At 67.5% G+C, this 15,283-nt stretch carries 13 protein-coding genes; 7 read left to right on the top strand and 6 right to left on the bottom strand.

The annotated features are described in order from the left end of the window. Positions 1-309: 309 nt before the first annotated feature. Entirely contained in the window at positions 310-2,178 is a 1,869-nt protein-coding gene (locus IEW34_RS14660; RefSeq protein WP_188609955.1) for an ABC-F family ATP-binding cassette domain-containing protein, read from the top strand. Positions 2,179-2,236: 58 nt separating this feature from the next. Beyond that, positions 2,237-2,536 (top strand): putative quinol monooxygenase, encoded by a 300-nt coding sequence (locus IEW34_RS14655; protein WP_188609954.1) that lies wholly within the window; start codon positions 2,237-2,239, stop codon positions 2,534-2,536. Positions 2,537-2,882: 346 nt separating this feature from the next. Here the strand turns inward: IEW34_RS14655 and IEW34_RS14650 are convergent, their stop codons facing one another. From IEW34_RS14650 to IEW34_RS14630, 5 genes are all read right to left on the bottom strand, one after another. Then, positions 2,883-3,323 (bottom strand): hypothetical protein, encoded by a 441-nt coding sequence (locus IEW34_RS14650; protein ID WP_188609953.1) that lies wholly within the window; start codon positions 3,321-3,323, stop codon positions 2,883-2,885. Next, positions 3,316-4,878: a S10 family peptidase gene (locus IEW34_RS14645; protein WP_244641991.1), complete on the bottom strand. Its 1,563-nt coding sequence runs from the start codon at positions 4,876-4,878 to the stop codon at positions 3,316-3,318. The genes IEW34_RS14650 and IEW34_RS14645 overlap by 8 nt, the downstream gene beginning before the upstream one ends. A gap of 69 nt (positions 4,879-4,947) precedes the next feature. Further along, on the bottom strand, positions 4,948-5,400 hold the full coding sequence (locus IEW34_RS14640) for a DNA polymerase III subunit chi (protein ID WP_188609952.1): 453 nt from the start codon (positions 5,398-5,400) through the stop codon (positions 4,948-4,950). A 10-nt stretch (positions 5,401-5,410) separates the two neighbouring features. Beyond that, on the bottom strand, positions 5,411-6,208 hold the full coding sequence (locus tag IEW34_RS14635; protein ID WP_188609951.1) for a crotonase/enoyl-CoA hydratase family protein: 798 nt from the start codon (positions 6,206-6,208) through the stop codon (positions 5,411-5,413). A 41-nt stretch (positions 6,209-6,249) separates the two neighbouring features. Continuing rightward, entirely contained in the window at positions 6,250-7,776 is a 1,527-nt protein-coding gene (locus tag IEW34_RS14630) for a leucyl aminopeptidase (protein ID WP_188609950.1), read from the bottom strand. Positions 7,777-7,952: 176 nt separating this feature from the next. On the opposite strand from IEW34_RS14630, the gene lptF reads away from it, so the two are divergent. The 5 genes from lptF to rsmA are packed head-to-tail and all read left to right on the top strand — an operon-like array spanning position 7,953 to position 14,617. Beyond that, positions 7,953-9,113 carry an LPS export ABC transporter permease LptF gene (gene lptF / locus IEW34_RS14625; RefSeq protein WP_188609949.1) on the top strand — a complete coding sequence of 387 codons (1,161 nt, stop codon included), beginning with the start codon at positions 7,953-7,955 and terminating at the stop codon, positions 9,111-9,113. After that, positions 9,113-10,201 carry an LPS export ABC transporter permease LptG gene (gene lptG / locus IEW34_RS14620; RefSeq protein WP_188609948.1) on the top strand — a complete coding sequence of 363 codons (1,089 nt, stop codon included), beginning with the start codon at positions 9,113-9,115 and terminating at the stop codon, positions 10,199-10,201. Before lptF ends, lptG begins: the two co-directional genes overlap by 1 nt. A 38-nt stretch (positions 10,202-10,239) precedes the next feature. After that, positions 10,240-12,759 carry an LPS-assembly protein LptD gene (locus IEW34_RS14615; protein ID WP_188609947.1) on the top strand — a complete coding sequence of 840 codons (2,520 nt, stop codon included), beginning with the start codon at positions 10,240-10,242 and terminating at the stop codon, positions 12,757-12,759. Beyond that, positions 12,756-13,769 (top strand): 4-hydroxythreonine-4-phosphate dehydrogenase PdxA, encoded by a 1,014-nt coding sequence (gene pdxA, locus IEW34_RS14610; RefSeq protein ID WP_188609946.1) that lies wholly within the window; start codon positions 12,756-12,758, stop codon positions 13,767-13,769. The genes IEW34_RS14615 and pdxA overlap by 4 nt, the downstream gene beginning before the upstream one ends. After that, complete coding sequence (rsmA, locus tag IEW34_RS14605) at positions 13,766-14,617, top strand: 16S rRNA (adenine(1518)-N(6)/adenine(1519)-N(6))-dimethyltransferase RsmA (RefSeq protein WP_188609945.1); 852 nt, start codon at positions 13,766-13,768, stop codon at positions 14,615-14,617. The genes pdxA and rsmA overlap by 4 nt, the downstream gene beginning before the upstream one ends. A 4-nt stretch (positions 14,618-14,621) precedes the next feature. Here the strand turns inward: rsmA and gmk are convergent, their stop codons facing one another. Then, positions 14,622-15,278 carry a guanylate kinase gene (gene gmk / locus IEW34_RS14600; protein WP_188609944.1) on the bottom strand — a complete coding sequence of 219 codons (657 nt, stop codon included), beginning with the start codon at positions 15,276-15,278 and terminating at the stop codon, positions 14,622-14,624. Positions 15,279-15,283: the final 5 nt, after the last annotated feature.

The raw sequence follows: 15,283 nt of genomic DNA, 5'->3' as shown, positions 1-15,283 counted from the left end.
GAACAGAGCCCGGGCCTCGCTGCGCTGGCGGGCTGAGGCATCGAGCACTGCGAGCGTGCCGCAGGCCAAGGCAACGATGACCAGCAAGAGAGCGGGACGGGAGAGGTGGCGGCGCATGTACTCCACAGCGAATCAAGGGGTTATCCACAGGCATGACGCCGCTCGGACGAGGCGGCGCCGCGGCGCGAAGCCGGCGACATTGCGGCGGCCGTGCACAAAGATCGCGAAGCACCCCTGTTGCCGCCCCTCCCGGGCGCCTGACCGGGCTGCGTGCTTGCACCGCGGGGACCGTAGCGGCAAAAGCCGTCGATGCTTCATATCAACGACCTCACCTACCGGCTTGGGCCACGGGTCCTGTTCGACAAGGCGAGCGCCGCCGTTCCGGATGGCGCGCGCGTCGGCCTCGTCGGCCGTAACGGCGCGGGCAAGTCGACCCTGTTTCGCCTGCTGCTCGGCGACATCGCGTCGGAGAGCGGCAGCGTGTCGCTGCCCCGCCACCGGCGCATCGGTGCCGTCGCCCAGGAAGCGCCAGGTGGCCCGGAGACCTTGCTAGAGGTCGTGCTTGCTGCCGACACCGAGCGCGCCGCCCTGATGGCCGAGGCGGAGACCACCGGTGACCCCATGCGCCGGGCCGACATCGAGACGCGCCTGATCGACATCGACGCCCATTCCGCGCCGGCGCGCGCCGCCTCCATCCTGCACGGGCTCGGCTTCGACGCGGCGGCTCAGACGAGGCCGTGCGCGTCGTTCTCGGGCGGCTGGCGCATGCGGGTCGCCCTCGCCGCCGTGCTGTTTTCCGAGCCGGACCTGCTGCTGCTCGACGAACCGACCAACTACCTGGATATCGAGGGCACTCTCTGGCTCTACGACTTTCTCGGCCGTTACCGGCATACGGCGATCGTCATCAGTCACGACCGCGAGCTCCTCGACGAGGCCGTCGATCACATCCTGCATCTCGATCGCGGCAAGCTCACGCTCTACCGCGGCGGCTACACCGCGTTCGACCGCCAGCGGCGCGAGAAAATGGCGCTGCAGGCCGCCGCCCGCGGCAAGCAGGAGGCCGAGCGCAAGCACCTCATGGCCTTCGTCGACCGCTTCCGGGCCAAAGCCTCCAAGGCGCGGCAGGCCCAGTCGCGGCTGAAACGGCTGGAGAAGATGGAGCCGATCGCGGCCATGACCGACGAGGAGGTGCTGCCGTTCAACCTGCCGGCGCCGCCGCGCGCCCTGGCGCCGCCGCTGATCGCCATGGAGGGGGTCGCTGCCGGCTACGGCGATCGCACGGTGCTGCGCGGCCTGAACCTCAGTCTGTCGCCCGACGACCGCGTCGCCCTGCTGGGGCAAAACGGCAACGGCAAATCGACCTTCGCCAAGCTGCTGGCCGGTCGGCTCGCTCCGCTCGCCGGCACTTTGACCCGGTCGAGCAAGCTTTCCGTCGCCTACTTCGCCCAGCATCAGCTCGATGAGCTCACGCCGGGCGCGACGCCCTTCCAGCACGTGGCGGAGCTCATGCCCGGCGCCCCTGAAGCCAAGATCCGGGCTCGGGCGGCGCAGATGGGGCTTCCCGGACAGAAGGGCGATACGCCGGTGAGCGCCCTCTCGGGGGGTGAGCGGGCCCGCCTCACCATGGGGCTCGCGGCCTTCGAGGGTCCGCACCTGCTCATCCTTGACGAGCCGACCAACCATCTCGACATCGACAGCCGCCAGGCGCTGATGGAGGCGATCAACGACTATCCCGGCGCCGTCATCCTCGTCAGCCACGACCGTTTTCTGGTGGAAGCCTGTGTCGAGCGGCTTTGGCTGGTCGCCGAGGGCACCGTGCGCACGTTCGACGGCGATCTGGACGACTATCGCAAGCTGGTCCTGACCGGTCCGGCGCCGGAGCGGAGCAACACGACGAGTGGCGGCGAACAGGCCGACCGCCGTCGCCAGACGGCCGAGCGACGCCAGGCGCTGGCGCCCCTCCGCAAGCGCCTCGACGTGCTGGAAACGCGGATCGGCAAGCTGAGCGCCGCCATCGAGAAGGTCGACACGGCGCTGGCCACTCCCGACACGTTCGCCAGGAACCCGGCCAAGGCCGCCGAGCTCTCGAAAATGCGCGCCGACGCGGCCCAGGCGCTCGCGACCGCCGAAGACGAATGGCTGACGGTCTCCAGCGAGATCGAGGCCGCCAGCGCGTGACGGCGCGCCGGCTGTGGTATGGGAGGTCCTTGGCCGCAACCAATCGGGAGCAAGCCCTATGCACACGGTGACCGCGATCATCCGAGTCAAGCCAGGCGCGGAGCACGCCATGCGCGATGGGCTACTTGCCGTCGCCGCCCACGCACGCGCCAACGAGCCGGGGACGATCGGCTATTTCGTAAGCCAGGATGGCGGCGATCCCTGCCTGTTCACGACCTATGAGCGCTATGCCGATCAGGCGGCCATGGACAGTCACAACGGATCCGCCGTCGTCGCCCGCTTCTTCGAGACGGCGGCACCGCTTTTGGACGGGGCGGTGACGCTGGTCATGGGCGCCGAACTGTCGACGACCGGGTAGAGCATTTCCGCGTTTCTCCGAATCGCGGAAATGCTCTACCTATTTGTTTTGTGACATTTCTTCACGCGAACCGGCGTCCGCTTCGCTCGAAAATGCCCTAGGGCCGCATGGTGATAGGGTGGAACCACGCAAGCGCAGAAGAAGCGCTCCACTAAAGATTCAAGAGACGACGAGCAGTTCTGCGCCTTGGGTGATCTCGTCAATGGCGAAATGCTCTAACTTGTCTCGGTCGGTGGAAACACCTCTTTCGGGATCAATTGTTCTGAGCATTTCGGCACGGCGCCAGCCCATCTCCGGGAAGATGTGCGCCGGCCCGGTACCTGCTCGACCCTGTTGAGTCCGGCGCTCACTCGACCACGCGGGTGAGCTTGTTGTCGGTGAACATGAAGAGCTTCTTGCCCGTAGGCTCCTGGTAGAGCACCTGCACCTCGCGCTGGCCCTTGCCGCTTTCGCCGACCAGCACGTCGTTCGGCTGTCCCTTGAGACGCACCAATTCACACTCGGTCATGCCGATCTCGACGCCCGGACGCGACTGTCCCAGGGCCGATGGGCTGACGTTGACGTCAGCCGTGCAGCGCCCGTCGGGCCCGAGCAGCGGCTCGCTGGTGCCGACGTGGGCCGTGACCGACTTGTCGTTGCCGAAGGCAAAACCGTCCATGTCGAAGGAGCAGCCGCCCAGGCCGACGAGGAGCAGCGCCAGGGGCGCCAGCCGCGGGAGGGAGCGCAGGGAACGGCACAGGCCGCCGCAACCCGGGCGGGGGGACCCGGACTCGATCACATCAGTCACGCAATGTTCCATTGGGGCGTTGGCCGCCCTCGCCGGTCGACGGCTGATAGAGCCGCCTCACCGCCTCGCGGAAGCGCGAGCGCGATCCGTCCCTCGAATAGAACATATGGCCACCGGGGAACACCTCGAATCGAACGCGATCGGTCGCACCGATCTGCGGCAGCTGCGCCAGCGCCAGCTTGGACTCGAAATAGGGAGTCACCAGATCGGTGAAGCCGTGCACGGTGAGGACCTTGAGTTTCTCATCGAGCGCCAGCGCCGATCGCAGATCGCTCAGCACCTCGGGTGGGCTCAAGCCGCCGCCCCAATTCCAGCCCCGGTTCACCTCCTCGCTGAGCAGGTTGTAGCGGGCGTCGGGAGCCCAGTTCAGCGTGCGCGACAGATAGTCCACGGCCGCGCTGGTGAGGGGAGCGGTCGCGGCTTCCAGGATGGGGTCCTCGTAGCGCGTGCGCGCGTCGTTCGGATAGGGATCCGGGCTGGACACGAGCACGTCGTAGCTGCTGCCGACGCGGCCGCTGCCGCGATAGAATTCGCGCGCGAAGGTCCGCGCGTCGATGCGCCCGCCCAGACGCTCGACCAGGCTGCGGTCGAGGCCCGTCAGTTCGCTCACGCGATCGACGATGCGAGCGACGGCTTCCTTGTCGCGAGGACCGCGTACCAGATCCGTCAGATAATCACCGCTGGCATAGCGCTCGACGGCCGCCATCGCGTCGGCGCTGAGCTTACCCTCGCGCTCCAGCTTCGCCGCCGCCATGGACGGCAGCAGCGCCGCCGTCGTCAGCAGCTTGGTCGGGCCATCCGTCAGGAGCGAGAAGTCGAGCACCGGCGACAGCATGACGAGACCGGATACGCCGACGCCCTCGCTGGTCTGCAACAGGCTCGCGATCTTGGGCAGCCTGAAGCCGCCATAGCTTTCGCCGACGAGATATTTGGGTGACGTGAGGCGGCCGCTGCGAGCGAGGTATTTGGCGATGGTGCGGGACAACGCGCGCGCGTCGCCGTCCACCGACCAGAACTGCTTGCGCAAGTCCTCGCTGGGCTCCGCGAAGCGGCTGAAGCCCGTCCCCACCGGGTCGATGAAGACGAGGTCGGTGAAGTCGAGCCAGGTGTCGGCGTTGTCCACCAGCGCCGGCGTGTCGGAAGGCGTGTCGCCCTGGCTGCCGAACGGCAGGCGCCTCGGGCCGAGCGAGCCGAGGTGCAGATAGGCCGACGAGGCGCCCGGGCCGCCGTTGAGGGCGAAGGTGATCGGCCGGCGCTCGCCCGGCTCACCGTCGAGGACATAGGCCACGTAGGCGATCTCGGCGAGCAGCTTGCCCTTGGGATCGACGAGCGGAAGGCTGCCGGCCGTCGCCGTGTAGCGCAAGGTGCGACCCGGCAGTTTCAGCTCGTGGTGGGTGATCGAGTCGGCGGGCAGCCGCTCCGATGCCGCGGCGGCGCGCTCGGACGTCTGCTCCGCGGGGCGCCTCGGCGGCTGGCCGCTGCGGTCCTGGGCAGCGGCGATCGGGGCGATGGCCAGCCAGGCGACCATGAAGCAGGCGGACGACGAGTAGCTCATGGGCGCTCCTCTGCCGGGTAAAGACGTCCGTATTGTGAATCCGGCGCCTCGCGCCGGTTGGGTGCACCCCTACGCCTTGCGGCCCCAGCGACCGTCCTCGTCCTGCTGCCAATACGTCGCCTCGGCGCCGGCCGACTTGACCCGGCGCCAGTCGGCGCGGGCCGCGGCGAGCGCATCCTCGTCCCGGCCGTCGAAGATCAGCACCACGCGCTCGTAGCCGTCGAGCGCGTCCGGGGCGCTCGCCCCGGCGACAACAAAGCGCACGCGGGCGCCGTTGGGATTGTCCGGGCCCGTCGCCAACACGATCGGTTGATCGGCCGCATCGGGCTCCCGTGCCGTGCCGTGCGGCAGGAAGCTGTCGTCGGAATAGGTCCACAGATGGTCGTCCAGGGACGCCAGCCGCTCCTCGTCTCCGACTTCCACCACGACCCGCCAGCCGCGCGCGATGCTCTTCTGCAGCAGCGTCGGCAGCACCGCTTCCAGCGGCTGCCGCAACAGGTGATAGAATAGCACCTCGGTCATCGCCGGCTGGTCAAATGCTGGAAAAGTCGCCGCCCCGGCCTTTGCCTGCGGCGAACCGGGCCGCGCCCGCGGCCCCTTCCCGCTCTACCATCGACGCGGAAGTCTGCCACTCGATCCGTAGCGCGTCCTCCACCGTATGGTCCCATTGCGCATAGGCCGACGCGCGGTCGGCCCGCATGCACGCCTGCGGGAAGCGGGCGATCTGGTGGGCCAATTCCTCGGCCGCCGGCCGAGCCTGCCCGCGCGGCACCACGCGGTTGGCAAGGCCGATGGCCAGGGCCTCGTCAGCCTCCACCTTGCGGCCGGTCAGGATCAGGTCGAGCGCCCGGCCCTGCCCGACGATACGCGGCAACCGCACGGTGCCGCCGTCGATCAGCGGCACGCCCCAGCGCCGGCAATAGACCCCGAAATAGGCATCCTCCTCCATCACCCGCAGGTCGCACCAGAGCGCAAGCTCCATGCCGCCGGCCACCGCCGGCCCCGCAACGGCGGCGATCACCGGCTTGCCGAGGTCCAACCGGCTCGGCCCCATGGGACCTCGCGAGTTGCTCTCGCCGGGCTTGAAATCCATGGATGCCAACGGATTCTCGACGCCGACGCGGCTGGCCGCCTGCTTGAGATCCCAGCCGGCGCAGAACACGCCGCCGGCACCGAAGAACACCGCCACCGATGCCTCCGGATCGCGCTCGAAGGCAAGGAACGCCTCATACAGCGCGATCGCGTGCTCGTCGTTCATCGCATTGCGCGCCTTCGGGCGCGAATGGATGATGGTGGTAACGGGTCCATCCCTCTCGACGGTGACCGGCATCGCTCCCTCCCTGCCGGACCTGCGGCGCGTGCCCGGCCGGCTCAGCCCTCGTAGTTGTCGCGGACGAGCCGGTCGAGCAGCCGCACGCCCCAGCCCGGCCCCCATGACTGGTTGATGTCGCTCGCCGGTACGCCCATGCCCGTGCCGGCGATGTCCAGATGCGCCCAGGGCGTCTTCTCCACGAAACGCTGCAGGAACTGAGCAGCGGTGATCGAGCCGCCGTTGCGCCCGCCGGTGTTCTTCATGTCGGCGAACTTCGAATCGATCAGCTTGTCGTAGGCTTTGCCCAAGGGCATGCGCCACACCGTCTCGCCTGTCGCGATCCCGGCGGCGATGAGCCGCTCGGCGAGAGCGTCGTCGTTGGAGAACAGGCCGGCGTGCTCGTGCCCGAGGGACACGATGATGGCGCCCGTCAGCGTCGCCAGGTCGACCATGAAGGTGGGATCGAAGCGGTCGTGCACATACCAGAGCACGTCGGCGAGGACCAGCCGGCCCTCGGCGTCGGTATTGATGATCTCGATGGTCTGGCCGGACATGGAGGTGACGATGTCGCCGGGGCGCTGCGCGTTGCCGTCCGGCATGTTCTCGACCAGGCCGACGGCACCGACGACGTTGACCTTGGCTTTGCGGCTGGCAAGCGCCTGCATCAGGCCGACGACGCACGCCGCGCCGCCCATGTCGCCCTTCATGTCTTCCATGCCGGCGCCCGGTTTGATCGAGATGCCGCCGCTGTCGAAGCACACGCCCTTGCCGACGAAGGCGACCGGCCGGTCGCCGTCGCGGCCGCCGTTCCAGCGCATGACAACGACGCGCGCCTCCCGCTTGGACCCTTGCGCGACCCCGAGCAGCGCCCGCATGCCGAGTTTCTTGAGTTGCTTCTCGTCGAGCACCTCCACGTCGACGCCCAGCTTTTCGAGCTGGGTCGCGCGGTCGGCAAACTCCTCCGGATGCAGCACGTTCGGCGGCTCGTTGATCAGATCGCGCGCCAGCACGACGCCGGCGGCGACGGCCTCGCGCGAGCGGCCCCGCTTCTTGGCCTCGCTCGGATCCGCCACGAGGATCGTCACGCGAGCCGGCGCGCCGCCGTTGGCGTCTGCATCGTCGCCCTTCTTGGTCTTGTACCGGTCGAACTTGTAGGCGCGCAGCCGCAGCCCAAGGCCAATATCGGCGGCCGCCAAGGCGTCCGCGGAGGCCGCTTCGGACCCGCCCTTGCCGGTGGCTGGCAGGTCGAAGATCACGGTGGCGGGACGATCAGCGGCCAGCTTGCCCATCACCGCACCGCCGAGCGTGACGTAATCGAGCTTGGCCCGGTCGTCGTTGTCGCCGACACCGACGATGATCAGCCGGTCCAGGTCGAGACCGGCCGGCGCCGCCAGAACAAGGGCGCTACGCGGCTTGGCCTTGAAGCGCTCGACCTCCGCGGCCCGGCGCACCAGCGGTTGCGCCGCCGGCCCCAGGAGTTGCGCGGCCGCCGGCGCCAAGTCGAGCCCCTCGCCCACGAAGGCGACCACATCGCCCCCCTGGATGCGCTCAAAGCCCTTGAACTCCACCTTCACTCGTTCGCTCATGCCGACCTCGACCGCCGCCCACTCGAATCCAGGGCATATCGTTGTCATATAGCACCAGCCGTGGAAAACGCCTGCGGCTGGCGCCTTGAAAGTGCCTTCGTCGCCCGCCAGCGGTAGCATGGCATGTTATCGTGCACTGCAGCGAGACGGCTGCAGGACCTCGGCAGAGATCGCGTATGTCATTGATTGAACGATACATTTTCAGGAATGTCTTCGTCAGTTTCGCGGGTTGCCTGCTGGCCCTCACGCTGGTGATCTGGATCACCGAGGCGCTGAAGCAGATGGACCTGCTCACCGGCAAGGGACAGACGATCGTGGTGTTCTTCACCGTCACGGCCCTGTCCCTGCCGGCACTCATCACCGTGATTGCGCCCGTCGCGCTGTTCATCGGCACCACCTACGCGCTCAACAAGCTCAACGGCGATTCGGAATTGATCGTGATGAGCGCGGCAGGCATCCCGCCGGCGCGCCTGCTGCGTCCGTTCGCAGTGTCTGCGCTTATCGTCGCGGCCATCATCGGCTGGATGACCATCTGGCTCATGCCCAACAGCTTCCAGGGATTGCGAGACCTCGTCACCAAAATCCGGGCGGATTTCGTCGCCAACATCGTGAAGGAAGGGCAGTTCACGACGCTCGATTCGGGCATCACGTTCCACTATCGCGAACGCTCCGGCGACACGCTGCTCGGCATCTTCTTTCAGGATCGCCGCGAGAAGGGCAAGACGGTGGTCTACCTGGCCGAGCGGGGACAGACCGTCGATTTCGACGGTCAGAGCTACCTCGTGCTCGAGAAGGGCAACATCCAGCGTCAGGACGGCAATCACGACAGTGCCATCGTCGCCTTCGACCGCTACGCCATCGATCTCTCCGCCTTCGGTCAGGACGGCGCCGACGTGGTCTACAAGCCGCGCGAGCGATCGACCGGTGACCTGCTGTTTCCCGACACCAAGGACGCCTACTATAAGATGCAGGCGGGTCGCTTCCGGGCCGAGTTGCACGACCGCTTCGCGGCGCCGCTCTATCCGATCGCGTTCATGCTGATCGCCTTCGCGGCGCTCGGCGAGGCGCGCACCACGCGCCAGGGACGCGGCGTTGCCATGGCGTTCGCCGTGATCGGCGTCGTCGCCCTGCGCGTCATCGGCTTTGCAGCGTCCAGCGCCGCCGTGCGCTCACCCTTCGCCGTCGCCGCGATCTATGCGACGCCGCTGCTCGGCTGCGGGCTGTCGCTGCTGGCGATCTTCTACGGACCGGTGGTGAGCGCATGGCTCAGCCGGGCCGACGCCGTCCGGCAGCAGCTTATGGAGCGGCTCGTGCCGCTGCGGCTCGGGCGCGCCTGATGTTGATCGGGCCCACCCTCGGCCGCTATCTGTCGGTGCGCTTCCTCCGCATGATCTTCGCGGTCTTCGGCACGGTGTTCGCGCTCATCTATACGCTCGATTTCGTGGAGCTGATGCGGCGCGCCGGCGACGCTCCGGGCGCCTCGGCCTCAATGATGGCGACACTCGCCCTCTTCCGCACACCGAGCGTCGCCGAGCAGGTGTTGCCCTTCGCCATCCTGTTCGGCGCCATGGCCGCACTGCTCAACCTCAGTCGCAAGCTGGAACTCGTGGTCGCCCGGGCCGCCGGCGTGTCGGCGTGGGAGTTCCTGCAGCCGGGAGTGTTCGTGGCGGCCGCCATCGGCGTCGTCTCGATCACAGCCTACAATCCGCTGTCGGCGTTCCTGAAGCAGCAGGCCTCCCAGATGGAGGCCCGCGTCTTCGCCAAGAGCCAAAAATTCGAGCCCGACAAGGAGCAGTGGCTGCGCCAGCACAGCGTCGACGGCCAGGCGATCATCCGCGCCGATCAGGTGGTGGAAAATTCAACGACGCTCAACCGAGTGACCTTCTTCATGTTCGACCAAGGCGGATCGTTCCGGGAGCGGATCGAGGCCAAGAGCGCCACCCTGCGTGACGGCTTCTGGGAACTGAGCGACGCCCGCGTCATCGCACCGGGCGAAGAGCCCGAGAGCTTCAGCAGCTACATGCTGGCGAGCGGCCTGGAGCCGGACCAGGTGCGGCAATCGTTCACGCCGCCCGAGAGCGTGCCATTCTGGCAACTGCCGTCGGTTATCGAACGGACTCAGAAAGCAGGGCTCGACGCGACGCGCTATCGTCTGCAATGGGACGTGCTGGTGGCGCGGCCACTCCTCTTCGTCGCCATGGTGTTCGTTGCCGCATCCGTTTCCTTAAGGTTTTTTCGATTTGGTGGCGTAGCCAAGATGGTTCTGAGTGGAGTGGTCGCCGGGTTCATGCTTTATGTTGCGACGGAGCTCATGCAGGATTTAGGCGGGTCGGGCCTGATCGGGCCGGCCGTCGCGGCGTGGTTCCCTGCCGTGGTCGGCAGCTTGCTTGGTACGCTTGCCCTCCTCTATCAGGAGGACGGCTAACAATGATCCGCGGAAGCGGGCTTGGGCGGAACAAGGGTATGAGACGAACCATCGGCATGGTCAGCAGCCTTGCGATCGCGGCAGCGTTGCTGTCCGCCATGCTGCCGGCCGTGGCGTCGGCCCAGACCCTGAACGAGGCCCTTCAGGCCAAGGTCAATCAGTCCGGCGAAAAGGACAAGCTGCTCGTCGAGGCCGGTCAGATCGTCTACAACGACGACAAGAACACCGTGTCGGCGATCGGCGACGTGCAGCTTCACTATCAGGGGCGCACGCTGCAGGCCGACGAGGTCATCTACGACCGCGGCACCAAGCGCGTCTTCGCCAAGGGCAATGCCCGCATCACCGAGACCGACGGCACGGTGGTGACCGGCGATCGGTTCGAGCTCACAGACGATTTCAAGGACGGCTTCATCGACTCCCTGCGCGTGCAGCGTACGGCGGTCATGGGCGGCAAGCCGGTGACGACGCGTTTCGCGGCCCCGCGCGCCGAGCGCACCGGCGGCGAGACGATGGTGTTCGAGAAGGGCACGTACACGGCCTGCGAGCCCTGCGCCGAGAACCCCGAGCGGCCGCCGCTCTGGCAGGTGCGCGCCGCCAAGATCATCCACAACAACACCGAGCGGATGATCTACTACGAGGACGCGACCATCGAGTTCGCGGGCATTCCGCTCGCCTATATCCCCTACATCTCGTCGCCGGACCCGACGGTAAAGCGGAAAACCGGCTTCCTGGCTCCGCACTACCTCGCCTCGAGCGCGCTCGGCTACGGCGTCGGTCTCCCCTATTTCATCAACATCGCGCCCAACATGGATCTGACGGTCACGCCAACGGTGCTGACGCGGCAGGGCTTCCTCGGCGAGGTGGAGTGGCGCCACCGGCTGCTCAACGGCAGCTACAACATTCGCGCCGCCGGCATCTTCCAGAACGACATGGACGCGTTCCTGCCCTCGCCGCTCGGGCCGGGCGACGAGCGCTTCCGTGGCTCGATCGAGTCGACCGGACGCTTCTTCATCAACCAGCAATGGCAGTGGGGCTGGGACGTCGCTGCCATGACCGACAAGTGGTTCTTCCAGAACTACAAAATCAAGTCGGAGAGCATCTCGGGCACGTATTTCCGCGAGTCGACGTCGACCGTCTTCCTGACTGGTGACAGCGAGACCGGTTTCTTCGACCTGCGTGGCTACTACTTCAAGGGCCTGTCGAGCACCGACTGGCAGAAGCAGCAGCCGGTGGTCCACCCGGTTCTGGACTACGACAAGCGGATCGCCGGCCCCTCCTGGCTCGGCGGCGAGGTGACGCTCAACGCCAACGTCACCAGCCTGACGCGCGACCAAGCCTACTTCCAGCAGACGCCGGCACCGCTCAACAACTATCTCGGGTATTACGGCAACTGCACCCATTTCGTGAAGGGCCAGTGCATCATGCAGGGCGTGGCGGGCACCTATTCCCGCGCCACGGCCGAGGTGAGCTGGCGTCGCACCTTCATCGATCCGCTCGGGCAGACCTGGACACCGTTCGCATCCTTCCGCATGGACGGCACCTGGCTCAAGGCCGACATCAACGGCCCGCTCAACCAGTACGTGCCGAACTTCGTCGACACGAACGCCGACGTGCTCGGCCGCGTCATGCCGGCGGTGGGCCTGGAATACCGCTTCCCGCTGGTCAGCGTCACCGACACGCTCGGCACGCACACGATCGAGCCCATCGCCCAGATCATCGCCCGGCCCAATGAGACCCGCATCGGCAGCCTGCCGAACGAGGACTCGCAGAGCCTAGTCTTCGACGACACCACGATCTTCGAGTGGAACAAGTTCTCCGGCTACGATCGTGTCGAAGGCGGCGTGCGGGCCAACTACGGCGCCAAGTACACCATCACCACGGACAAAGGCGGCTACGCCGACCTGCTGTTCGGCCAATCATACCAGGTCGCCGGCAAGAACTCGTTCGAGCAAGGCTACAACGACCCATCCAATACCGGTCTCGATTCGGGGCTGGACAAGCGGGCGTCGGACTACGTCGGGCGCGTCCATGTCGCGCCCGACCCAATGTACTCGGTGACGGCACGCGGTCGCTTCGATCAGGAGACGTTCGCGCTCAAGCGGCTTGAGGTGTCGACCAATCTCAACTTCGGCAAACTGAGCACGGCCATCACCTACGGGCGCTATGCGGCACAGCCGAACCTGGCGATTCCCACCCGCCGCGAGGGCCTCCTCACGTCGGCGGCCTACAACATCACGCCGAACTGGACGCTCACCGGGTCGGTCCTGTTCGATTTGAACGGCGACAAGAACAACACCTACAACTTCTACGCCAATCCCGTGGCGAGCAACTACCTGCGCACGCCCTTCGGAAATGTCGCTTCCACCTCGGTGGGCGCCATGTACAGGGACGAGTGCACCACGTTCGCCATCAGCTATTCGAACACCTACAACGATCCGACCACGGGCATCCGCGGCAACAACCAGACGATCCTGGTCCGCCTCGAGCTGGCGACCTTCGGTGCCGCGCAGCTCAGCCAGAACCTTGGCACCTCGACCCAGGACGGCGTCTCCCAGTGACGAGCCTGGCGGCGCTGCCGCTGGCGCTGACCATGGGCGAGCCGGCCGGCATCGGCCCAGAGATCGCCGTCAAGGCCTGGGCGGCCGGCCGCGAGGCGGGCCTTCCCGCCTTCGTGCTGCTGGCCGATCCCGCGCTGATCGAGCAGCGGGCGAGATCGTGTGGCCTTGCCGTGCAAGTCGCCGTGATCCGACGGCCGGAGGACGCGGCGGCGGCGTTCGGCGAAGGGCTGCCGGTCCTGCCGCTCGGCCACACCGTCGCGAACCGGCCCGGCCGGCCAACGGCGGCCACCGCAGCCGCCACCATCGCGGCCATCGATCAGGCGGTCGCCTTGACCTCAGCCGGGCGAGCCGCTGCCGTCGTGACCAACCCCATCGCCAAGCACGTCCTCTACGCGGCCGGCTTCCGTCATCCGGGGCATACCGAATATCTGGCGCATCTGGCCACCCCCGCCGGCGCCCCCCCGCTCCGCCCGGTGATGATGCTGTGGTGCGACGCGCTGGCGGTCGTGCCGGTGACGATCCACGTGCCGCTGCGGCGCGTTCCGGAATTGCTCACGACAGAGCTCATCGTCGAGACCGGGCGCATCGTCGCCCGCGAACTCGCGGCTCGCTTCCACATATCCACGCCACGCATTGCCGTCGCCGGGCTCAACCCACACGCGGGCGAGGACGGGGCCCTGGGCACGGAGGACGCGGCAGTGGTCAAGCCGGCCGTGGCCCTGCTCCGCAGCGAGGGCATCGATGCAAGCGGCCCGCTGCCGGCCGACACGCTGTTCCACGCGCGCGCACGCCGCGGCTACGACGCGGCACTTTGCATGTATCACGATCAGGCCCTGATCCCGATCAAGACACTCGCCTTCGACGACGGTGTGAACGTGACCCTCGGCCTGCCTTTCGTGCGGACCTCGCCCGACCACGGTACCGCTTTCGATATCGCCGGACGCGGCGTGGCGCGGGCCGACAGCCTGATCGCGGCGCTTCACCTCGCGCATCGGCTTGCCCGGCCGTGATCGACGATCTGCCACCGCTGCGCGAAGTGGTCGCCGCGCACGGCCTGGCGCCCAAGCGCTCGCTCGGGCAAAATTTCCTGTTCGACCTAAACCTCACGGCCCGCATCGCCCGCGCCGCCGGGCCGCTCGACGGCGTAACCGTCGTCGAGGTCGGTCCCGGTCCCGGTGGACTGACGCGTGCGCTCCTGAGCTGCGGGGCCGAGCGCGTCGTCGCCATCGAGCGTGACGCCCGTTGCCGCCCGGCTCTCGAGCAGATCGCCCTGCGCTATCCCGGCCGTCTCTCCACGATCGACGCCGATGCCATGCAGGTCGACATCGCCGAGGCCGTCGGTCCGCAGGCCGGTCCCGTGCGCATCGTCGCCAATCTCCCCTACAACGTCGGCACCGCCCTGCTGGTGGGCTGGATCACCGCCGAGGCATGGCCGCCCCGCTGGCAGCAGCTGACGTTGATGTTCCAGAAGGAGGTGGCGCAGCGGATCGTGGCTGACGAGCGCAGGCCCAGCGACTACGGCCGGCTCGGCGTGCTGTGCGGCTGGCGCACCGAGGCATCCATCCTGTTCGACGTCGCGGCCTCGGCCTTCGTTCCACCGCCCAAGGTCACCTCGACGGTGGTACAGCTGACGCCCAGGCTGTCGCCCGCCCCATGCCGCCTGGGCGCACTCGAGGTCGTCACCCAGGCCGCCTTCGGCCAACGCCGCAAAATGCTGCGGCAAAGCCTCAAGTCGCTGCGGTCGGACCCGCTGCCGTTGATCGAGGCCGCTGGCCTCGATCCGACTGCCCGGGCCGAAACCATCCCGGTTGCGGGCTTCGTGCGGCTCGCCCGCGCCCTCGACGGGCAGACCGCCTGAGAGATCAGATCTGTTCGACCAGCAGTTGCTCTACGAAGGGGGCAAGACCGACCTGCCGCTCCCGCTTCTGGCGCTCGGCGCGGAGAATTGCCAACAACGTCTCGAACGTCTCGTCCAGGTCGCGGTTGAGGAGCACGTACTGATAGGTGCTCCACCGGGCGATCTCGTCGCGCGCGGCAGCGAGCCGGCCGGCAATGACCGCCGGCGCATCCTCTGCGCGCCGTTCCAGCCGCGCCTTCAGCTCGGCCATCGACGGCGGCAGGATGAAGACCGTCACCGCGTCGTCGGGGAGCTTCTCGACGACCTGCAAAGTGCCTTGCCAGTCCACGTCGAAGATCATGTCGTGGCCGGCGGCCAGGCTCTGTTCGACCGGCCGGCGCGGGGTGCCGTAGAGGTTGCCATGCACCTCGGCCCATTCGAGGAACTCACCCCGGTCCCGCTGGGCCACGAAGTCATCGCGCTCCATGAAGAAGTAGTGGACCTTATCTACTTCCGACGCGCGCCGCAGCCGCGTGGTGGCAGATATGGACAATCTCAGATTGAGCTCCGGCCGCTGCGCGAGCAGGCGGGTGAGGGTCGTCTTTCCCGCGCCCGACGGCGACGAAAGGATGAGGATCAGCCCCCGCCGGGCAAACGGAAGTGTGGGGTCGCCAGCGCTCATCGGCC

It is taken from the genome of Chelatococcus reniformis (genome assembly GCF_014640075.1).
GTDB classification, from domain to species: Bacteria; Pseudomonadota; Alphaproteobacteria; order Rhizobiales; family Beijerinckiaceae; genus Camelimonas; species Camelimonas reniformis.
Note: the sequence above shows the minus strand (reverse complement) of the source record. Positions and strands in the feature narration are given on the sequence as shown.